A 21,346-nucleotide genomic window follows, 5' to 3' on the forward strand; every position below is an offset into this window, starting at 1 on the left:
TGATTACGTAAATAATCACAACAGAATTTCTTGTTGTTTATTGTTTCAATGTCGTTTTATCCAGTTTTCAAAGAACAAAGTTTTGCTCACTTTGCGACGAGTAATCGCAGGAGCAAGAGTTGAATCTCCATATAAAAATGAACATTCAAAACTGAACTGCAAAACGTTAAGATACGAATAAAGATTCGTATTCCGATATTATCCTTAGAAAGGAGGTGATCCAGCCGCACCTTCCGATACGGCTACCTTGTTACGACTTCACCCCAATCATCTGTCCCACCTTCGGCGGCTGGCTCCCGTAAGGGTTACCCCACCGACTTCGGGTGTTACAAACTCTCGTGGTGTGACGGGCGGTGTGTACAAGGCCCGGGAACGTATTCACCGTGGCATGCTGATCCACGATTACTAGCGATTCCGGCTTCATGTAGGCGAGTTGCAGCCTACAATCCGAACTGAGAACGGTTTTATGGGATTTGCTCACCCTCGCGGGGTTGCGACCCTCTGTACCGTCCATTGTAGCACGTGTGTAGCCCAGGTCATAAGGGGCATGATGATTTGACGTCATCCCCACCTTCCTCCGGTTTATCACCGGCAGTCACCTTAGAGTGCCCAACTGAATGCTGGCAACTAAGATCAAGGGTTGCGCTCGTTGCGGGACTTAACCCAACATCTCACGACACGAGCTGACGACAACCATGCACCACCTGTCACCGCTGTCCCCGAAGGGAAAAGCCTATCTCTAGGCCGGTCAGCGGGATGTCAAGACCTGGTAAGGTTCTTCGCGTTGCTTCGAATTAAACCACATGCTCCACCGCTTGTGCGGGCCCCCGTCAATTCCTTTGAGTTTCAGTCTTGCGACCGTACTCCCCAGGCGGAGTGCTTAATGCGTTAGCTGCAGCACTAAGGGGCGGAAACCCCCTAACACTTAGCACTCATCGTTTACGGCGTGGACTACCAGGGTATCTAATCCTGTTTGCTCCCCACGCTTTCGCGCCTCAGCGTCAGTTACAGACCAGAAAGCCGCCTTCGCCACTGGTGTTCCTCCAAATCTCTACGCATTTCACCGCTACACTTGGAATTCCGCTTTCCTCTTCTGTACTCAAGTCCCCCAGTTTCCAATGACCTTCCACGGTTGAGCCGTGGGATTTCACATCAGACTTAAAGGACCGCCTGCGCGCGCTTTACGCCCAATAATTCCGGACAACGCTTGCCACCTACGTATTACCGCGGCTGCTGGCACGTAGTTAGCCGTGGCTTTCTAATGAGGTACCGTCAAGGTACGAGCAGTTACTCTCGTACTTGTTCTTCCCTCACAACAGAGTTTTACGATCCGAAAACCTTCTTCACTCACGCGGCATTGCTCCATCAGACTTTCGTCCATTGTGGAAGATTCCCTACTGCTGCCTCCCGTAGGAGTCTGGGCCGTGTCTCAGTCCCAGTGTGGCCGATCACCCTCTCAGGTCGGCTACGCATCGTCGCCTTGGTGAGCCGTTACCTCACCAACTAGCTAATGCGCCGCGGGCCCATCCTGTAGTGACAGCGAGATGCCGTCTTTTAACATCTCCCCATGTGAGGAAATGGATTATTCGGTATTAGCCCCGGTTTCCCGGAGTTATCCCAATCTACAGGGCAGGTTGCCCACGTGTTACTCACCCGTCCGCCGCTAAATCAGAAGAAGCAAGCTTCTTCGTCATTCGCTCGACTTGCATGTATTAGGCATGCCGCCAGCGTTCGTCCTGAGCCAGGATCAAACTCTCCATAATAGAGAACTTAAAAAGCTCATTTGTTTTGCTGGCATCATCATTAAATGATGTCAAAATTGTTTTGCTATCAAACTAACAAAGTTAGTTGATAAGCTATATGTCTTAACGTTTTGCATGTTCAGTTTTCAATGTTCATGTTGTTGCAGTGTCGTTTTGACGACTTTATTATCATAACAAATTTCGTTATTATTGTCAACAACTTTTTTTATTTTGTTTTTCGTGTAAATCATTAATAAAAATGACAACTTGATAACTATACCATCTATAAATCATTATTGCAAGCGTATTTTGAAATTCTTTTATAAGTTTACTTTTGATATATAAATCTTATATTCCCCATAATTAATGTTTTAATTCTATTCTAATTATGTAAACCAACATACTATAGAGGAAGTAATGTATTACCTTATTTGCTCTGTAATAATAAAAGGTTGATCAGTCATTAATCAGTGGAAAATGTGTTTCGGTATATGATATTGACGCAAGATACTTCTATTAAAGTAAATATAAGATTGAGAACGTATGGACTTAAAATAACGATGCAGGTTCTTTCAAGAGGTGTACGGGAGTTTTCATATAGCATTTGACACATAGTATGTAATAGAAAAATAGGCGTAAAAAATTACGCCTGTACTTAAATAGTAAAAGAATTTTTTATTGTTCAGGGTGAAGGATATTGCAGGCACTTAGCCAATTTCCAGAAGGATCTTTAAATCCAAAACCACCAAATTCACCTTTTAAATTTAAAGGACCAACTTCTACTTGTTTTCCTTCAAGCCACTCATATAATTCTTTTAAAGAAGGAGTATAAAAGTCAATTATGCTATGAACGATATTAGTATTTGTATTTCTGAATGATAATCCATTAATTTCTTCAGTTTCAACCAAGAAAATCGTTGGAACTCCTTTTGATTTCATAGTAAGCATAGCATTTTTTTCACCTTTAAAGTGGACTTCAGCACCAAGGATATCGATATAAAACTCTATAGATTCTTCTAAATTAGTAACAGGTATTTCCAGTGTAGCGATATGTGAAATTAAATTAGTCATTGTAGCCTCCTGTGTTTTATTTGCACATATATTTTTCTACACTCAAATAAGAAAACCCTCTTAAATTTCATTAAAAATGGAAAATAATTTATCGCTAATTCCATTTGATACATGAAGAAAGTAACTTGATCAACTTACAGGCAATTAGTCAAAAGGAGCAACGTCATTTAAGACGTTGCTTCTTTTATATTTAAAAGTACTTCTGATAATACTCCTTCCTTAACCTCCGTTTAACTGAGAGTAGAACGCCATGGTTTCATTTTTCTCATGACCCATAAGAAATTTGTATAATTCAATCGAAGTATAGTAAATAATAGATTGAATTGAAAGAGAAAATAACAGTTTAATGCTAAGCATCAAGTCGGACAACTATACATTTAAATTTGTTGTAATAATGAACTAACGCGGCTCGTTAGTTCAATAACGTTTGATGGTAATTTAGAATATATATGGAAAATTTTATTAACTTTATGAAACTAATAATAGGGTCCGATTTTTTCAATAAAAGAAGCTATCAACTCTATTTGAATAGGACTGCTAGTTTAGCATGTTATTTGATTTTTAAATTCAATCTTTTCAAGCCACCATACTATTGACTTTCATTCACATTTCCTTCTGCAGGAATCGGATACTTTTTCAATAACCGGGCAAAATGCAGTAAATTGTAAGCAGTTATTTTTGCGTGTTGCATCGTAAAATTGTTCTCTTTGCCGTTTGCCTCAATAAAGGATGGGCCAGGACCCGCTTCCCCCACCCAATAGGTATCCACATTTGGAGGAATCGTAAACCCAATATGCGACAATGCGTAAATTAGGTAGCTTGAGACGTTTTTCGCACCGTCTTCATTCCCGGTAACAACCACTCCGCCCACTTTGTTATAGTAAATGTACTGGCCTTTTTCGTTCGTAAGACTGCTTCCACCATACAATCTTTCAACAACCAAAGTGGCCAGGCTGCTCTGTTCACCAAGCCAAATCGGCGAGCCAAGTAAAAGGATATCCGCCTTCTTCACTTTTTCAAAAATCTCTGGCCATTGATCCTTTTCATTCACTGCCTCATGGGTAACTCCAAAGCCGATATTATAATCAGCCATCCTGAGCACTTCCGTCTCCACTCCATTTTCATCAAAGATTTTTACAATCTCGTTAATCAGCGCACGGGTATTCGATTTCTGTGTGCTGTCTTTTAAACTACAATTTAAAACTAGCGCTTTGATGCTCATTGCTACATCTCCTTAGGTGATAGTAATATTATTTCTTTACCCTGTGAATTTTTTATAAAACTAGGAATCTGGTTAGTTCCGTTAAAAAGGCTGCTGTACCTATAAAAAAAGCCACTACCGATAACTCGGTAACGACTTTCATTGGTCCCACGTCATACTCTCACAGGGGGAGACTCCCAACTACTATCAGCGCAAGAGCTTTACTTCCGTGTCCGGGCTGCGAAAGCGAATGGTCGGCAGATTTCTTTGTCAGCCGCACTCGTTCAATATTCTCACGTATGTTATACGCTCCGAGTCTCTCTCACTTGCTTCCTCGAACTCTTTGCCCCTCTACTTTCTCGCATACTTTCTTATAGAGATAGACTGCCTACGGCATATTATTTGTTAATACAAAAAAGTCGTTACCAATTACTCGGTAACGACTTTCTCTTTTGTGCCCAGCGACGTCCTACTCTCACAGGGGGAGACCCCCACTACCATCGGCGCAAGAGCTTTACTTCCGTGTCCAGGGCTGCGAAAGCAGATGGTCGGCAGATTTCTTTGTCAGCCGCACTCGTTCAATATTCTCACGTATGTTATACGCTCCGAGTCTCTCTCACTTGCTTCCTCGAACTCTTTGCCCCTCTACTTTCTCGCATACTTTCTTATAGAGATAGACTGCCTACGGCATATTATTTGTTAATACAAAAAAGTCGTTACCAATTACTCGGTAACGACTTTCTCTTTTGTGCCCAGCGACGTCCTACTCTCACAGGGGGAGACCCCCACTACCATCGGCGCAAGAGCTTTACTTCCGTGTCCAGGGCTGCGAAAGCAGATGGACGGCAGATTTCTTCGTCAGCCGCACTCGTTCAATATTCTCACGTATGTTATACGCTCCGAGTCTCTCTCACTTGCTTCCTCGAACTCTTTGCCCCTCTACTTTCTCGCATACTTTCTTATAGAGATAGACTGCCTACGGCATATTATTTGTTAATACAAAAAAGTCGTTACCAATTACTCGGTAACGACTTTCTCTTTTGTGCCCAGCGACGTCCTACTCTCACAGGGGGAGACCCCCACTACCATCGGCGCAAGAGCTTTACTTCCGTGTCCAGGGCTGCGAAAGCAGATGGTCGGCAGATTTCTTTGTCAGCCGCACTCGTTCAATATTCTCACGTATGTTATACGCTCCGAGTCTCTCTCACTTGCTTCCTCGAACTCTTTGCCCCTCTACTTTCTCGCATACTTTCTTATAGAGATAGACTGCCTACGGCATATTATTTGTTAATACAAAAAAGTCGTTACCAATTACTCGGTAACGACTTTCTCTTTTGTGCCCAGCGACGTCCTACTCTCACAGGGGGAGACCCCCACTACCATCGGCGCAAGAGCTTTACTTCCGTGTCCAGGGCTGCGAAAGCAGATGGACGGCAGATTTCTTTGTCAGCCGCATTCGTTCAATTCTCGCGTATGTTATACGCTCCGAGTCTCTCTCATTTGCTTCCTCAAACTCTTTGTCCCTCTACTTTCTTGCATACTAACAGATAGAACGCCTACGGCTTATTTGTTAATACAAAAAAGTCGCTACCAATTACTCGGTAACGACTTTCTCTTTTGTGCCCAGCGACGTCCTACTCTCACAGGGGGAGACCCCCAACTACCATCGGCGCTGAAGAGCTTAACTTCCGTGTTCGGTATGGGAACGGGTGTGACCTCTTCGCCATCATCACTAGACTGATTCGGCTTTCAATACACATCGTACTTCTTCGTCAACTTCATTTGTTCGGTCAGTCACATACGTTAGTATGTTCCTTTCCTCTCTCAATTGTTTCCTCGAATTACTCGTGTCTTGAAACCCTCATAATAAATAGAGTGTTTGTTCACTCAAAACTGGATAAACGACATTGTTACGTTAAACAAATTTGGTTAAGTCCTCGATCGATTAGTATTCGTCAGCTGCACGTGTCGCCACGCTTCCACCCCGAACCTATCTACCTCATCGTCTTTGAGGGATCTTACTTACTTGCGTAATGGGAAATCTCATCTTGAGGGGGGCTTCGTGCTTAGATGCTTTCAGCACTTATCCCGTCCACACATAGCTACCCAGCGATGCTCTTGGCAGAACAACTGGTACACCAGCGGTGTGTCCATCCCGGTCCTCTCGTACTAAGGACAGCTCCTCTCAAATTTCCTACGCCCACGACGGATAGGGACCGAACTGTCTCACGACGTTCTGAACCCAGCTCGCGTACCGCTTTAATGGGCGAACAGCCCAACCCTTGGGACCGACTACAGCCCCAGGATGCGATGAGCCGACATCGAGGTGCCAAACCTCCCCGTCGATGTGGACTCTTGGGGGAGATAAGCCTGTTATCCCCGGGGTAGCTTTTATCCGTTGAGCGATGGCCCTTCCATGCGGAACCACCGGATCACTAAGCCCGTCTTTCGACCCTGCTCGACTTGTAGGTCTCGCAGTCAAGCTCCCTTCTGCCTTTACACTCTTCGAATGATTTCCAACCATTCTGAGGGAACCTTTGGGCGCCTCCGTTACACTTTAGGAGGCGACCGCCCCAGTCAAACTACCCGCCTGACACTGTCTCCTACCCGGGTTACGGGTATGGGTTAGAATTTCAATACAACCAGGGCAGTATCCCACCGACGCCTCCTCCGAAGCTGGCGCTCCGGGCTCTAAGGCTCCTGCCTATCCTGTACAAGTTGCACCAAAATTCAATATCAAGCTATAGTAAAGCTCCACGGGGTCTTTCCGTCCTGTCGCGGGTAACCTGCATCTTCACAGGTACTATAATTTCACCGAGTCTCTCGTTGAGACAGTGCCCAGATCGTTACGCCTTTCGTGCGGGTCGGAACTTACCCGACAAGGAATTTCGCTACCTTAGGACCGTTATAGTTACGGCCGCCGTTTACTGGGGCTTCAATTCGCACCTTCGCTTGCGCTAAGCACTCCTCTTAACCTTCCAGCACCGGGCAGGCGTCAGCCCCTATACTTCACCTTACGGTTTTGCAGAGACCTGTGTTTTTGCTAAACAGTCGCCTGGGCCTATTCACTGCGGCTCTTCTAGGCTATGCACCCAAAAGAGCACCCCTTCTCCCGAAGTTACGGGGTCATTTTGCCGAGTTCCTTAACGAGAGTTCTCTCGCTCACCTTAGGATTCTCTCCTCGACTACCTGTGTCGGTTTGCGGTACGGGCACCTATCACCTCGCTAGAGGCTTTTCTTGGCAGTGTGAAATCAGGAACTCCGGACATACGTCCTCGCCATCACAGCTCAATGTTATAGAATGCGGATTTGCCTACATTCACACCTTACTGCTTGGACATGCATAACCAACAGCATGCTTACCCTATCCTTCTGCGTCCCCCCATTACTCAAACGGTGGTTTGGTGGTACAGGAATATCAACCTGTTATCCATCGCCTACGCCTATCGGCCTCGGCTTAGGTCCCGACTAACCCTGAGCGGACGAGCCTTCCTCAGGAAACCTTAGTCATACGGTGGACGGGATTCTCACCCGTCTTTCGCTACTCATACCGGCATTCTCACTTCTAAGCGCTCCACCAGTCCTTCCGGTCTGACTTCAACGCCCTTAGAACGCTCTCCTACCACTGATACCAAAGGTATCAATCCACAGCTTCGGTGATTTGTTTAGCCCCGATACATTTTCGGCGCAGCGTCACTCGACCAGTGAGCTATTACGCACTCTTTAAATGATGGCTGCTTCTAAGCCAACATCCTGGTTGTCTAAGCAACGCCACATCCTTTTCCACTTAACAAATACTTTGGGACCTTAGCTGGTGGTCTGGGCTGTTTCCCTCTTGACTACGGATCTTATCACTCGCAGTCTGACTCCCAAACATAAATCATTGGCATTCGGAGTTTGTCTGAATTCGGTAACCCGGGATGGGCCCCTAGTCCAAACAGTGCTCTACCTCCAAGATTCTAACGTTTGAGGCTAGCCCTAAAGCTATTTCGGAGAGAACCAGCTATCTCCAGGTTCGATTGGAATTTCTCCGCTACCCACACCTCATCCCCGCACTTTTCAACGTGCGTGGGTTCGGACCTCCAGTAAGTGTTACCTTACCTTCATCCTGGACATGGGTAGATCACCTGGTTTCGGGTCTACGACCACATACTCATTCGCCCTATTCAGACTCGCTTTCGCTGCGGCTCCGTCTTCTCAACTTAACCTTGCATGTAATCGTAACTCGCCGGTTCATTCTACAAAAGGCACGCTATCACCCATTAACGGGCTCTAACTACTTGTAGGCACACGGTTTCAGGATCTATTTCACTCCCCTTCCGGGGTGCTTTTCACCTTTCCCTCACGGTACTGGTTCACTATCGGTCACTAGGTAGTATTTAGCCTTGGGAGATGGTCCTCCCGGATTCCGACGGAATTTCACGTGTTCCGCCGTACTCAGGATACACTCAAGAGAGAATGAATTTTGGACTACGGGGCTTTTACCCTATCCTGCGGACCTTTCCAGATCGCTTCGTCTAACTCATTCCTTTGTAACTCTATGTAGAGTGTCCTACAACCCCAAGAGGCAAGCCTCTTGGTTTGGGCTATTCCCGTTTCGCTCGCCGCTACTCAGGGAATCGATTTTTCTTTCTCTTCCTCCAGGTACTTAGATGTTTCAGTTCCCTGGGTGTGTCTCAGATGCGCTATGTATTCACGCAAATGTACTGCTCCATTACGAACAGTGGGTTTCCCCATTCGGAAATCTCCGGATCAAAGCTCACTTACAGCTCCCCGAAGCATATCGGTGTTAGTGCCGTCCTTCGTCGACTCCTAGTGCCAAGGCATTCACCGTGCGCCCTTATTAACTTAACCTAAAAGTTAAAAAGTCTTACACGTTGTGATTACGTAAATAATCACAACAGAATTTCTTGTTGTTTATTGTTTCAATGTCGTTTTATCCAGTTTTCAAAGAACAAGTATCGAATCTTCATATAAAAATGAACATTCAAAACTGAACTGCAAAACGTTAAGATACGAATAAAGATTCGTATTCCGATATTATCCTTAGAAAGGAGGTGATCCAGCCGCACCTTCCGATACGGCTACCTTGTTACGACTTCACCCCAATCATCTGTCCCACCTTCGGCGGCTGGCTCCCGTAAGGGTTACCCCACCGACTTCGGGTGTTACAAACTCTCGTGGTGTGACGGGCGGTGTGTACAAGGCCCGGGAACGTATTCACCGTGGCATGCTGATCCACGATTACTAGCGATTCCGGCTTCATGTAGGCGAGTTGCAGCCTACAATCCGAACTGAGAACGGTTTTATGGGATTTGCTCACCCTCGCGGGGTTGCGACCCTCTGTACCGTCCATTGTAGCACGTGTGTAGCCCAGGTCATAAGGGGCATGATGATTTGACGTCATCCCCACCTTCCTCCGGTTTATCACCGGCAGTCACCTTAGAGTGCCCAACTGAATGCTGGCAACTAAGATCAAGGGTTGCGCTCGTTGCGGGACTTAACCCAACATCTCACGACACGAGCTGACGACAACCATGCACCACCTGTCACCGCTGTCCCCGAAGGGAAAAGCCTATCTCTAGGCCGGTCAGCGGGATGTCAAGACCTGGTAAGGTTCTTCGCGTTGCTTCGAATTAAACCACATGCTCCACCGCTTGTGCGGGCCCCCGTCAATTCCTTTGAGTTTCAGTCTTGCGACCGTACTCCCCAGGCGGAGTGCTTAATGCGTTAGCTGCAGCACTAAGGGGCGGAAACCCCCTAACACTTAGCACTCATCGTTTACGGCGTGGACTACCAGGGTATCTAATCCTGTTTGCTCCCCACGCTTTCGCGCCTCAGCGTCAGTTACAGACCAGAAAGCCGCCTTCGCCACTGGTGTTCCTCCAAATCTCTACGCATTTCACCGCTACACTTGGAATTCCGCTTTCCTCTTCTGTACTCAAGTCCCCCAGTTTCCAATGACCTTCCACGGTTGAGCCGTGGGATTTCACATCAGACTTAAAGGACCGCCTGCGCGCGCTTTACGCCCAATAATTCCGGACAACGCTTGCCACCTACGTATTACCGCGGCTGCTGGCACGTAGTTAGCCGTGGCTTTCTAATGAGGTACCGTCAAGGTACGAGCAGTTACTCTCGTACTTGTTCTTCCCTCACAACAGAGTTTTACGATCCGAAAACCTTCTTCACTCACGCGGCATTGCTCCATCAGACTTTCGTCCATTGTGGAAGATTCCCTACTGCTGCCTCCCGTAGGAGTCTGGGCCGTGTCTCAGTCCCAGTGTGGCCGATCACCCTCTCAGGTCGGCTACGCATCGTCGCCTTGGTGAGCCGTTACCTCACCAACTAGCTAATGCGCCGCGGGCCCATCCTGTAGTGACAGCGAGATGCCGTCTTTTAACATCTCCCCATGTGAGGAAATGGATTATTCGGTATTAGCCCCGGTTTCCCGGAGTTATCCCAATCTACAGGGCAGGTTGCCCACGTGTTACTCACCCGTCCGCCGCTAAATCAGAAGAAGCAAGCTTCTTCGTCATTCGCTCGACTTGCATGTATTAGGCATGCCGCCAGCGTTCGTCCTGAGCCAGGATCAAACTCTCCATAATAGAGAACTTAAAAAGCTCATTTTGTTTTGCTGGCATCATCATTAAATGATGTCAAAATTGTTTTGCTATCAAACTAACAAAGTTAGTTGATAAGCTATATGTCTTAACGTTTTGCATGTTCAGTTTTCAATGTTCAATATTCTATGGTATTAAATAATGGAGCGGGTGAAGAGAATCGAACTCTCATCATCAGCTTGGAAGGCTGAGGTTTTACCACTAAACTACACCCGCATTAAATTATGTTAAACTGTTATTTGACTGGTGCGGCCGAGAGGACTTGAACCTCCACGGGGTTATCCCCCACTAGGCCCTCAACCTAGCGCGTCTGCCGTTCCGCCACGACCGCTTAGTAATTAATAGGACAAGGTTGATTATACTCTCTTACACCTTAAATGTCAATAACAATTTGATGAGCCATGTAGGATTCGAACCTACGACCCTCTGATTAAAAGTCAGATGCTCTACCAACTGAGCTAATGGCTCAAAAATGGCTGGGGTACCTGGATTCGAACCAGGGCATGATGGAATCAAAATCCATTGCCTTACCGCTTGGCTATACCCCAACATGGCGGTCCCGACCGGGATCGAACCGGCGATCTCCTGCGTGACAGGCAGGCATGTTAACCGCTACACCACGGGACCGTTGAAAATATTAAATAATAAATGGTAATGACCCCTACGGGATTCGAACCCGTGTTACCGCCGTGAAAGGGCGGTGTCTTAACCGCTTGACCAAGGGGCCATAATGGCTCCGAAGGTAGGACTCGAACCTACGACCGATCGATTAACAGTCGATTGCTCTACCACTGAGCTACTTCGGAATAATTTTTGTCGTTTTGTTTTACTCGACTTTTTCTATTATAGAGAGGGTTTTGCAAAACGTCAACTACTTTTCGAAAATTTATTTCAGATTCTCAAAATAAACTAACACTAAATCTCCGTAACACTTGCCACAACGGTATTTCTTCGTGTTTAAACGAATTTTTCGATTATACAAAATGGAGCATTTTGCACATTTATACGTATACCTTTTTGTAGCCTTCCTTCTTTTTCCCTCTACTAGAGTAGAACAAAATCTAGGTGAATTTGTTGCTTTGAGTAGCTCACGAAAGTCGGCATCCCGATGTTGATATCCTTTTCCTTCTATATGTAAATGATAATGACAGAGCTCATGTTTGATAACGCCAACCAATTCATCCATCCCATATTTTTCGAATACTAACGGATTTACTTCTATATTATGCGACCTCAACATATACCTTCCACCAGTAGTTCTAAGCCTTTTATTAAAATACGCTTGATGTTTATAGTCTTTCCCAAAAGCTTCTTTTGATACACGGCATACAAGTTCATACAATTTTTCATCTGTCATATTAATCACCCCTATTTGAAAAGAGGTTGTCCAATGACATATCTCATTGGACACCTCTATAAGTTACACTTGCTGTTCTGGTGGAAGCATTGTTAATGCAATTCTTCCTTTATTGGCATCAAACTGTTCAACCCATACAGTCACTATATCTCCTAGTGAAACAACATCTAAAGGATGTTTGACAAACCCTTTTTTAAGTTTAGAAATATGGACTAAACCATCCTGTTTTACACCGATATCTACAAATGCACCAAAATCAACTACATTTCTCACGGTACCTTGTAATTCCATCCCTGTTTTTAAGTCTTCTAATTTGAGTACATCTTTTTTCAAGATCGGCTGCGGAAATGCTTCACGAGGATCACGGGCTGGCTTGATTAATGTATCTACTATATCTTTTAGTGTGATTTCACCTATTTCTAATTCTTTACTTACTGTTTCTATTGAAATTTTCTTTAGTGCCTCTTCTGCTTCTCTTGTCCCTATCTGTGTCTTCTTAAGACCGGCAATTTCTAGCACTTGCTCTGCTCCTTTATAGCTTTCAGGGTGAATGCCCGTTGCATCAAATGGATTTTTCGCATCTGGTACGCGTAAAAATCCAATTGCTTGTTCATATGTTTTGGCCCCAAGGCGTGGAATTTTCTTTAGCTGCGCTCTAGAAGTAAACCTACCCTGCTCATTTCTCATATTCACAACGTTTTCTGCCACTGTTTTCGAAAGTCCTGAAACGTATTGTAATAACGATGCAGATGCTGTATTTACATTTACACCTACTTGGTTAACTGCAGTTTCTACTATAAAGGATAGGGAATCCGATAATTTCTTTTGTGAAACATCATGCTGGTATTGTCCTACTCCTACTGCTTTTGGATCTATTTTCACTAGTTCTGCCAGAGGGTCCTGTAGTCTTCTTGCAATGGATACTGCGCTACGTTGTTCTACTTGTAGATCTGGAAACTCGTTGCGCGCAATTTCAGAAGCTGAGTACACACTGGCACCTGCTTCATTCACTATTACATAAGCTACTTCCCCCTCTGCTTCTTTCAAACAATCCACGATAAATTGCTCTGTTTCACGAGAGGCTGTTCCATTTCCAATGGCAATCAAAGAAATAGGGTAGTTCTTTAAGTAACCAAGCACTTTATTCCTTGAGCCTTCCACATCCATTTTTGGGGCATGTGGATAAATAGCAGAGACCTCTAAAAGTTTTCCTGTATCATCTACAACCGCTAGCTTACATCCTGTACGATAAGCTGGATCGACACCTAGAATTACTTTTCCTTTTAATGGTGGTTGTAATAGTAAATTACGCAGATTTTCAGAGAAAATATGAATAGCCTGTGTTTCTGCTTTTTCAGTAAGCTCTGCTCGAATTTCTCTCTCTACTGAAGGCTGAATTAGTCGCTTATACGAATCTTCTACCGCCAACTCAATCTGTTCCACTGCATCACTAGATGAAGATTTAATCCACTGTGCTTTCATCACATTAGTTGTTTTTTCCATTGGAATCTGAAGAGCTACTTTTAATATATCCTCTTTTTCTCCTCGGTTTAACGCTAATATACGATGAGGAACAATCTTCTTCACAGGTTCTTCATACTCATAATACATCTCAAATACGTTTTTTTCGTCTAGCTCTGCTTTTTTTACAGACGCAACAATCTTACCATCTGTACGGGTAATATTCCGAATTTGCTCTCGTATTTTGGCATCATCTGCGAATTGCTCTGCCAAAATGTCCCTAGCTCCTAGTAAAGCGTCATCCACAGATAAGACTTCTAATTCTTCATTAAGAAAATCTTCTGCTAATATAGCTACGGATTCCTTAGGGAAAGTCATTATTAGAGTAGCTAGAGGTTCCAAACCTTTTTCTTTTGCAATGGTAGCTTTCGTTCTGCGTTTTTGCTTATAAGGACGATATAAATCTTCTACTCGCTGAAGTACTGTCGCATTATTAATAGAAGTTGTTAACTCTTCGGTCAATTTACCTTGCTCATCAATTAAGCGAAGGATTTCTTCTTTTCTTTGTTCTAACTGTTGTATGTAGTTATAACGATCTTCGACTGCTTTAATTTGAACTTCATCTAAAGATCCTGTTTGTTCTTTTCTATATCGGGCAATGAAGGGAACCGTATTTCCCTCTTCTAGTAATTTTATAACCTGTTCCGCTTGCGATGACTTAACACCCGTATCTTTTGAAACAAGATGGAGCATCTTCTTTATTTCCAAAACAAACACGTCCTTTCTATATAGTACTCATTTTACCATATCTGGCGCCATCTAGAAAAAGACAAACAAAAAAGCTTACTCAATATTAGAGTAAGCTTCCAACTATAAATGTAGAGTCGTCGCCATGTTCGATTTCTTTAAAGACTGTTTCATAGAGACATCGAGCATTCGCTGCAACTTTAATGGTTGATTTTGGACTATTCATCACAACACCATCCGAGTGCAACATAAACAAGTCATTTTTTTCACAAGCGTATGTTTGCGTATTAATCCTTTGTTTTCTCCCGGATAAGTAACCCATTACTGGTAAAGGATAAATCATTTTATCTGTAGCCCGTTTGTACATATAAAACTTCACATTCCCTACACAACTGTAAGAAATAGTTTGGCTTTTATAATCTATTTTTACTAGCGCAACTGCTGCACCTCGTTTTTGAATCATTAAATCATTGCAGCGTAATAATAATTCATCTAACGTTTCGTCTTTATATTGCTCTAAAATTTCTGGGATAATATCAGCAGACTCTTTAGCTACTGGTCCATTTCCCAATCCATCTGCTATAGCACAAAGCATAAAATCGTCTGTCTTTGTAATATAATAAGTATCTCCAGATTCTAAATTTCCACTTTTGGCTTCTTGGTATACAAATAAGTCTACTTTGTCATCTGAAAAATCTATCATTTCCCTACTCCACCTGACGATAAAATGGCCTCTTGTAATTTCTTTATAGCTTTGCGTTGAATTCTAGATACGTGCATTTGGGATATATTGAGACGATCTCCCGTTTCTTTTTGACTCAGCTGCTCCATATATGTAAGTTGAATTATTTCTTTCTCTCGTTCAGACAAAACATTAAGTGCGTTAGCTACAAGTAAACGTTGATCAGTTTTCTCATACTCACTATCTGTTTTACCAATTACATCAAACAGCGTAATCGTACTACCATCTGAATCCGATTCAAGTGAATGATCCATAGATAGTGCTTGATAACTTTTACCCATTTCCATAGCTTCTAGTACATCTTCCACTTCTACCCCAAGGAAATCAGCTATTTCTGGGATAATAGGTGAGCGCTGAAATTCCACTGTTAGTGTTTCAACTGCCGCTCTAATACGTGGTCCTAGTTCTTTTATTCTTCTTGGAACATGTATAGCCCAAGTTTTATCTCTCAAAAAGCGTTTAATCTCACCGATAATTGTCGGAATTGCAAAAGCTTCAAAGTTTTTACCGAAAGATGGATCATATCTTCGGATTGCTCCAAGCAGACCAAGCATACCTACCTGCGCAATATCCTCATGATGCGATTTACCATTAGAATATTTTCGAGCAATAGATTCAACCAACCTAGTATAATTTAGTACTAAATTTGTTTGAGCCTCTTCACTTTCGGTCTCTTGATATTCTTTGATCCATTCCAATATTTTCTCTTTCGATTCTTTATTAGGAAGGGACGTGTTCGACATTTTCATCCACCTGCTCTACTCCGACATGTTTCGTCATAAATACAGTAACACCTTCTTGGTGATGGACTTTAACTTCATCCATTAACGTCTCGATTAAATATAAACCAAGACCGCCTTCTCTTAAAAAGGATACCTCTTCCAATTCATGGTATGGTCCTACTTTTGCTTTTGTTTCTTCAAAATTAAAGCTTTTCCCATGATCCGCTACCATTATCTCCATCTTTTCCTCGTATAATGCGCAGCCAATGACCACTTCGCCTTCCTCATTATCCGCATATGCATGCTGTACAGCATTTGTAATGGCTTCACTTGCAGCAATTTTCAAGTCTTCTATATCGTCATACGTAAACCCAATGCGATTTGCCAAACCAGAAATTGTGAGTCGGGCAACGCTAACGTACTGAGGTTTCGCAGGCACCCGGATTTCCACATAATCAAACGGTTTCATCTATTTTCACCTCTTTATCTGTAGCCTGGATATCCATAATTTCCACTAGACCAGTTATATCGAATAAACGTTTCAATCTAGATGAAAGTCCCGTTAACTCCAAATGCCCATTTGCAGCAGTTACACTTTTATAAAAACCAACAAAAACACCTAGCCCTGTACTATCCATATATGAAACGTCCGTTAAATTCAACTCAACATGTATTTTTTGTAGTAAGGTTATGTCTGAAAGTTTCTCTCTAAGGATCGGTGCTGTAAAAGCATCAATCTCTCCACCAATAAATCCTTTAATGTGCAACTCATCTAATGTATTTAGTTCAACTGAAATATTCATTTACTATTCCCCCGTTTTCGCTATATTTAGTCTGTATACCACCAACTAGCTTTTGATAAACCTTAAATTACTTCTTTTTGAAAATAACGAGTGTAAAGTCATCTCGTTGTTCAAACTCCTGTAATTCCTCCAGCTTATGAAACACATATTCCACCATATCTTGGGCGGACTGATCTCTTACGCTTTCGATAATATCCATCACGGTATTTTGGTCAATGAATCCATCTTTTGAACGACATTCAGTTACACCGTCGGTCATCATAACGATAAAATCATCTTTTTCTAAGGAAATAGAGTGTTGTTCATATTTAACATTGGAAATAACCCCTAATAATAACCCCTTTGCTTGTAATTCTGAAAAGCTATTAGATTCAGCGCAATAAAATAAAGGCGGTTCATGTCCAGCAGATGCATATGTAAATAAACTTTTAGAAGTGTCATAGGTCCCATAGAACATTGATATAAACATCGAATCACTTACACTTTTCTCAACTATTCTATTAATGACGTCTAGTACAATGGTAGGTTCAGTTTCTGCTCCATTCAAACTATCCATCCCATACTTAATCATGGACATGCATAGAGCAGCAGGAATTCCTTTTCCGATCACATCAGCAACAGCTATACCTACGGTTGTATCATCATGGAGAAAATGCGTATAATCACCATTCATTTCTTTTGCAGGAACAGAGATCATTCCGATATCCAAATCAAGCATATCTGGAACCTTTGTTTTCAACAAGGTTTGCTGAACATTGGCTGCAAGCTCCATTTCCATTCTAAAGTTTTCCTGCTTTTGAATTAACGCTTCATGTTCTTTTAATGCTAGTCCATATCTAATCATCACTTCTATTAATAAATCAAAAGAATGCCAAACATCATTAGGTAGCTCAGGCAAAATCTCTTCTAAAGAAGCTTTATGTATACTTATAACTTCTTCTGGAGAAATGTTCTTTTGAATAAGTTGTCTACTGATATTTTGGCCCTCATACAAATTATGTTCTGTTTGTCTCAGCGTATATTGTTCCAAAATTTCTTTGTATTGTCTCTTAAACTCTTGAGGCATACTTTAACTTACCTCCTATCTTAGCAACTTAGATGCGCTAATTGTAGTACCTTCCCCTATTACAGTTTCTATCTTAAAATCATCCATTAGTCGCTTTACACCTGGTAGACCGGCACCTAAACCGCCTGATGTTGTATAGCCATCTTCCATAACTTTACGAACATCTACAATCCCTGGGCCTTTATCAGATGCAATTACTAATAGACCTCTAAGATTACCTTCTGTAATTTGTCTAATTTCTATCTTACCTTTACCTGCATATAAATATATATTTCGAGCAAGTTCACTAATCGCTGTTGTAATTCTCGCTTGGTCAACTGTACCGAAGCCAACGTCTTTCGCTTCATTTCTTCCAAGTTGCCTTGCAGCAACGATATCCCACTCAGTTATTATATCAACAGAAGACCTTAAATTCATAATGGATTAGTCCTCCAATTCTCGTTCTAATTTTTCCAATCCATTTTCTAAGTCTAGTGCCGTGACTACATTCTCTAGCCTAATGCCTAATTCAATGAGGGTAATAGCTACCGCAGGCTGAATGCCCGTAATCACTACCTTCGCACCCATTAGGCCAGACATGCTTATAACATCGCCCAGTACCTTTGCGATGAAAGAATCGATAAAGTCAATCGGCGTTAGATCAAGTACTACTCCTCTTGCAGCTGTTGTATGAAGTTTATCAAGCAAATCTTCCTGAAATGCAAGAGCAGTTTGATCATCTAATTCCCACTGGATAGAAACAATTAAACAATCTCTCAATTTTAAAATAGGTATTCTTGACATCATTATATATCCACCTCTACTATTGCACGATTTGTCATTGCTAGGGCTTGTTCCATCCCTTTTTGTAAAGTGCTTGTTGTTGTGAAATCATTTAAATTTATACCTAGTGTGACAATAGTCTGTGCAATTTCTGGACGGATTCCAACTAGCATACATTTGGCTCCTACTAAACGCACAGCATCAGCCGCTTGAATAATATGATGGGCAACCATCGTATCTACTACAGGAACTCCTGTAATATCTAGTAATACTACTTCTGCTCGATGCTTTACAACTCCCTGTAGCAGGTTTTCCATTATTAGTTTTGCTCGTTCCGTATCAATTGTACCAACTAAAGGCATTACCGAAATTTTTTCAAAAACAGGAATTAATGAAGCAGATAGTTCTTGTAAAGCAATTTTTTGTAAGCTCACTGTTTTTTCCCACACCACAGAATAAGCATCCACAATACTATGGTTTAAAGGCGTGATCCAATTAGTTAATATTTCTCTATGAGATTGGAAACCTTCATCTAAGTACTCCGCTTCGTCCATTTTTTCATAAATTACTTCCGTAAAGTTGGTTAGCGCCTTTAATACAAAAGAAATAGACCATCCATAACGTACAATTTGAACGGAAAAATCATTTAATTTTGCTGTATATGTCGCTTTTTCTTCCGTTATACTCGAAATCATCAACTCTCCGAATTCACGAACAGTATTATCAACAACTTTATCCGACATAATTTGGAAGAAACGATCATCCTTCTCTTCTTCCATTTTGACTCTCCAGTTTTCTAAAATTTCATCAATATTTTCGTGAATATACGAAGCAATTCTTTTATTCATTGTTTCCCATACATCTCCTTGTTGAATATTAGTAATTATATTGTACAGAATTTCATCTTACTTTACACCTTTTATACATAATTACGTGATCATTAATACTTGTCCACATAAAAAAAAGCAGTTATCCCTTACTGCTATTACAACGTTCTTCTTCGTAGAGCAAATACAATCGGTAATTACTTCCACCACTTAAATCTCACTTTAAAACACGGTTAATCAAACCTTCTATATATTTACAAGCTAACACAAACTTTCCCCTATTAAAAAACACAATGTGTCTTTGTCGGTTACACATTGTGTTCTTACTATGTATTAAAATTTAACGATACCTAAGCTAATCCCTAAAGCATGATCAACATCTTCCATCACGTCTACGTCTAGGTGGGTGATTTTATCAGTGAGTCGAGATTTATCAATTGTTCTTAACTGTTCCAATAAAATAACCGAGTCACGTTCAAAATCGTATTCTTTTGCATTTATCTCTACATGCGTTGGTAACTTAGCTTTTTGAATTTGAGCTGTGATAGCTGCCACAATGACAGTTGGACTAAATCTATTACCGATATCATTTTGTATCACCAAAACGGGTCTGGTTCCACCTTGCTCAGACCCGATTACTGGTGATAAATCCGCAAAAAAAACGTCTCCACGTTTTACGATCAAATTTTCATCCTCCACTTACGAGTCGCTCTGTCGTATGTTGAGCTTCGTATTCTGCATGTAAACACTCCGTACAAATGGATAGATTTATATGAGACATCTCAACATAGCCTTTCATCATCGCTTCTCTTATAAGATTTGCCTGACCATTTTTTACATATTCATTTGCTTGGACACGAACGAAACTTTCTACGCCAGTTAATGATTGTTTTACGGTTTTTACTCCTTCATTAACCAATTGATTTGGAAGCTGAATAATAGCTTCCTTTTTCTTTTTATCACTTACCACAGCAAACACCTCCGACAAAACATTTCCCTATATGACAATATACTTCATCTTACCATTTCTCTAGCTGAAATAAAAGACATTACGAGAAATCGTTAGACAAATTATGCATATATTCTTAAATTTTGTCGAAAGTCTATTTGCTATATATCCTAGGAACTCTGTCAGAAAAAGTACAGCAAACTTCATAAGGGATAGTTTGCAATGCTTCAGCCCATTCTTCTATTAGAATCTCTTCATTTCCTTGCTTACCTATTAATACTACTTTTTCACCAATCTTTACTTTTTCATCGAGACGAATCATGCATTGATCCATACAAATTTTCCCGACGATTGGCATTTTCTTTCCTTTTATCAACACTGATTGATTATGTAGTTTTCTTAATAAGCCATCTGCATAACCAATCGGAATTGTTGCAATCCACTCGTCTGATAAAGCTACATAAGAAGCCCCGTAGCCAATGGTTGAGCCCTTCGGAACCTTTTTTATATGGGTAACCTCTGTGTGTACCGTAAGTGCTTTTTCTAACAAAAATGGAAGTTCTCCTTTTACCCAAGGAGACGGTGGTATCCCATACATAGATATACCAAAACGCACAGCATTCCAGTGTTGGTCAGGATATATCAATGCCGCCGCACTATTAGAGGTGTGCACTAAGGCAGGTATTTGCTCAAATATATTTAATAACTTTTCAAATGTTGAAACTTGTTGTTTGAATAGTGTTTGGTCTTGCTCATCTGCGGTTGCAAAATGCGTGAAAACTCCCGTAACATGTAACCAATTTCTTTCTTGAATAAAAGTAAGTGCCTGCTTTAACTCTTTTTCTTCCGTAAAACCAATTCTACCCATACCGCTATCAATTTTTATATGAAGTTTCAAAGGTCTATGGAGATCTCGAGTAGCATTTAGCCACTCATATGAATATGCTGTAAGTGTAATGTTATGTTTGGAAGCCTCTTCTAAGAAAGAGAGCGGAGATGTGCCTAATAAAAGTATATCCGCTTGAATACCAGCTTCCCTTAAGTGCAATGCCTCTTCCGGGGTGGCAACAGCCAGAAGATTAGCTCCTGCTTTTAATGCAGCTTGTGCAACAGCAATATCTCCATGGCCGTATCCATTTGCCTTAACAACGGCTATTACCCCAGTATTTTCCGGAAGTGTTTCCTGGAGTCTTTTTATATTATTTTGTATAGCTTGTAAATTTACTTTTATGAACGTTGGTCGGTAATGCTGTAGCGACATATAGTTCCCTCTTTT

Annotated in this window: 15 protein-coding genes, 7 tRNA genes and 4 rRNA genes; all 26 read right to left on the reverse strand. The window is 41.9% G+C overall.

The features are described from left to right. Positions 1–208: 208 nt before the first annotated feature. Positions 209–1,763, reverse strand: a 16S ribosomal RNA gene (locus MKY29_RS19090). 654 nt (positions 1,764–2,417) lie between these two features. Beyond that, on the reverse strand, positions 2,418–2,813 hold the full coding sequence (locus tag MKY29_RS19095; protein ID WP_241600774.1) for a VOC family protein: 396 nt from the start codon (positions 2,811–2,813) through the stop codon (positions 2,418–2,420). Positions 2,814–3,402: 589 nt separating this feature from the next. Beyond that, complete coding sequence (locus MKY29_RS19100) at positions 3,403–4,035, reverse strand: flavodoxin family protein (RefSeq protein ID WP_245402562.1); 633 nt, start codon at positions 4,033–4,035, stop codon at positions 3,403–3,405. A 1,600-nt stretch (positions 4,036–5,635) separates the two neighbouring features. Then, positions 5,636–5,751: ribosomal RNA gene (gene rrf, locus MKY29_RS19105) — 5S ribosomal RNA — on the reverse strand. Between the two features lie 188 nt (positions 5,752–5,939). Then, a 23S ribosomal RNA gene (locus MKY29_RS19110) occupies positions 5,940–8,868 on the reverse strand. Positions 8,869–9,064: 196 nt separating this feature from the next. After that, positions 9,065–10,619, reverse strand: a 16S ribosomal RNA gene (locus MKY29_RS19115). Together the 16S, 23S and 5S rRNA genes with 7 tRNA genes alongside form the textbook arrangement of a ribosomal RNA operon. 157 nt (positions 10,620–10,776) lie before the next feature. Then, positions 10,777–10,850: transfer RNA gene (locus MKY29_RS19120), tRNA-Gly, on the reverse strand. 28 nt (positions 10,851–10,878) lie between these two features. Beyond that, positions 10,879–10,965: transfer RNA gene (locus MKY29_RS19125), tRNA-Leu, on the reverse strand. A 64-nt stretch (positions 10,966–11,029) separates the two neighbouring features. Then, positions 11,030–11,102, reverse strand: a tRNA-Lys gene (locus tag MKY29_RS19130). A 5-nt stretch (positions 11,103–11,107) separates the two neighbouring features. Next, positions 11,108–11,182, reverse strand: a tRNA-Gln gene (locus MKY29_RS19135). Between the two features lie 3 nt (positions 11,183–11,185). Beyond that, positions 11,186–11,261 (reverse strand) — tRNA-Asp (locus tag MKY29_RS19140). Positions 11,262–11,289: 28 nt separating this feature from the next. Further along, a tRNA-Glu gene (locus MKY29_RS19145) sits at positions 11,290–11,361 on the reverse strand. Between the two features lie 4 nt (positions 11,362–11,365). Next, a tRNA-Asn gene (locus MKY29_RS19150) sits at positions 11,366–11,440 on the reverse strand. 80 nt (positions 11,441–11,520) lie between these two features. Beyond that, entirely contained in the window at positions 11,521–11,991 is a 471-nt protein-coding gene (locus tag MKY29_RS19155) for a SprT family protein (RefSeq protein WP_241597899.1), read from the reverse strand. A 63-nt stretch (positions 11,992–12,054) separates the two neighbouring features. After that, the gene (locus MKY29_RS19160; RefSeq protein ID WP_340880567.1) at positions 12,055–14,220 is read right to left on the reverse strand and encodes a Tex family protein; all 2,166 of its coding nucleotides are present in this window, start codon (positions 14,218–14,220) and stop codon (positions 12,055–12,057) included. An 85-nt stretch (positions 14,221–14,305) separates the two neighbouring features. Further along, the gene (locus tag MKY29_RS19165; protein WP_093495583.1) at positions 14,306–14,902 is read right to left on the reverse strand and encodes a PP2C family serine/threonine-protein phosphatase; all 597 of its coding nucleotides are present in this window, start codon (positions 14,900–14,902) and stop codon (positions 14,306–14,308) included. After that, complete coding sequence (gene sigB / locus MKY29_RS19170) at positions 14,899–15,684, reverse strand: RNA polymerase sigma factor SigB (RefSeq protein WP_093495584.1); 786 nt, start codon at positions 15,682–15,684, stop codon at positions 14,899–14,901. The genes MKY29_RS19165 and sigB overlap by 4 nt, the downstream gene beginning before the upstream one ends. Next, positions 15,662–16,132 (reverse strand): anti-sigma B factor RsbW, encoded by a 471-nt coding sequence (gene rsbW, locus MKY29_RS19175; protein ID WP_090566512.1) that lies wholly within the window; start codon positions 16,130–16,132, stop codon positions 15,662–15,664. The genes sigB and rsbW overlap by 23 nt, the downstream gene beginning before the upstream one ends. Continuing rightward, the gene (locus MKY29_RS19180) at positions 16,119–16,466 is read right to left on the reverse strand and encodes an anti-sigma factor antagonist (protein WP_241597901.1); all 348 of its coding nucleotides are present in this window, start codon (positions 16,464–16,466) and stop codon (positions 16,119–16,121) included. The genes rsbW and MKY29_RS19180 overlap by 14 nt, the downstream gene beginning before the upstream one ends. A 67-nt stretch (positions 16,467–16,533) precedes the next feature. Continuing rightward, positions 16,534–17,532: a PP2C family protein-serine/threonine phosphatase gene (locus tag MKY29_RS19185; RefSeq protein WP_090566505.1), complete on the reverse strand. Its 999-nt coding sequence runs from the start codon at positions 17,530–17,532 to the stop codon at positions 16,534–16,536. Between the two features lie 15 nt (positions 17,533–17,547). Further along, positions 17,548–17,949, reverse strand: coding sequence for an anti-sigma regulatory factor (locus tag MKY29_RS19190; RefSeq protein ID WP_090566502.1), 402 nt, complete (start codon positions 17,947–17,949; stop codon positions 17,548–17,550). Positions 17,950–17,955: 6 nt separating this feature from the next. Beyond that, positions 17,956–18,318, reverse strand: coding sequence for an STAS domain-containing protein (locus tag MKY29_RS19195; protein WP_090566499.1), 363 nt, complete (start codon positions 18,316–18,318; stop codon positions 17,956–17,958). Next, positions 18,318–19,142, reverse strand: coding sequence for an STAS domain-containing protein (locus tag MKY29_RS19200; RefSeq protein WP_090566496.1), 825 nt, complete (start codon positions 19,140–19,142; stop codon positions 18,318–18,320). The genes MKY29_RS19195 and MKY29_RS19200 overlap by 1 nt, the downstream gene beginning before the upstream one ends. Before the next feature lie 312 nt (positions 19,143–19,454). Continuing rightward, positions 19,455–19,805 carry a type II toxin-antitoxin system PemK/MazF family toxin gene (locus MKY29_RS19205; protein WP_090566493.1) on the reverse strand — a complete coding sequence of 117 codons (351 nt, stop codon included), beginning with the start codon at positions 19,803–19,805 and terminating at the stop codon, positions 19,455–19,457. 4 nt (positions 19,806–19,809) lie between these two features. Then, positions 19,810–20,091, reverse strand: coding sequence for a transcriptional regulator (locus MKY29_RS19210; RefSeq protein WP_241597902.1), 282 nt, complete (start codon positions 20,089–20,091; stop codon positions 19,810–19,812). A gap of 133 nt (positions 20,092–20,224) precedes the next feature. Then, complete coding sequence (alr, locus tag MKY29_RS19215) at positions 20,225–21,331, reverse strand: alanine racemase (RefSeq protein ID WP_340880569.1); 1,107 nt, start codon at positions 21,329–21,331, stop codon at positions 20,225–20,227. Positions 21,332–21,346: the final 15 nt, after the last annotated feature.

The sequence above is a fragment of the Psychrobacillus sp. FSL K6-2365 genome, assembly GCF_038003165.1.
Taxonomy (GTDB): domain Bacteria; phylum Bacillota; class Bacilli; order Bacillales_A; family Planococcaceae; genus Psychrobacillus; species Psychrobacillus psychrodurans.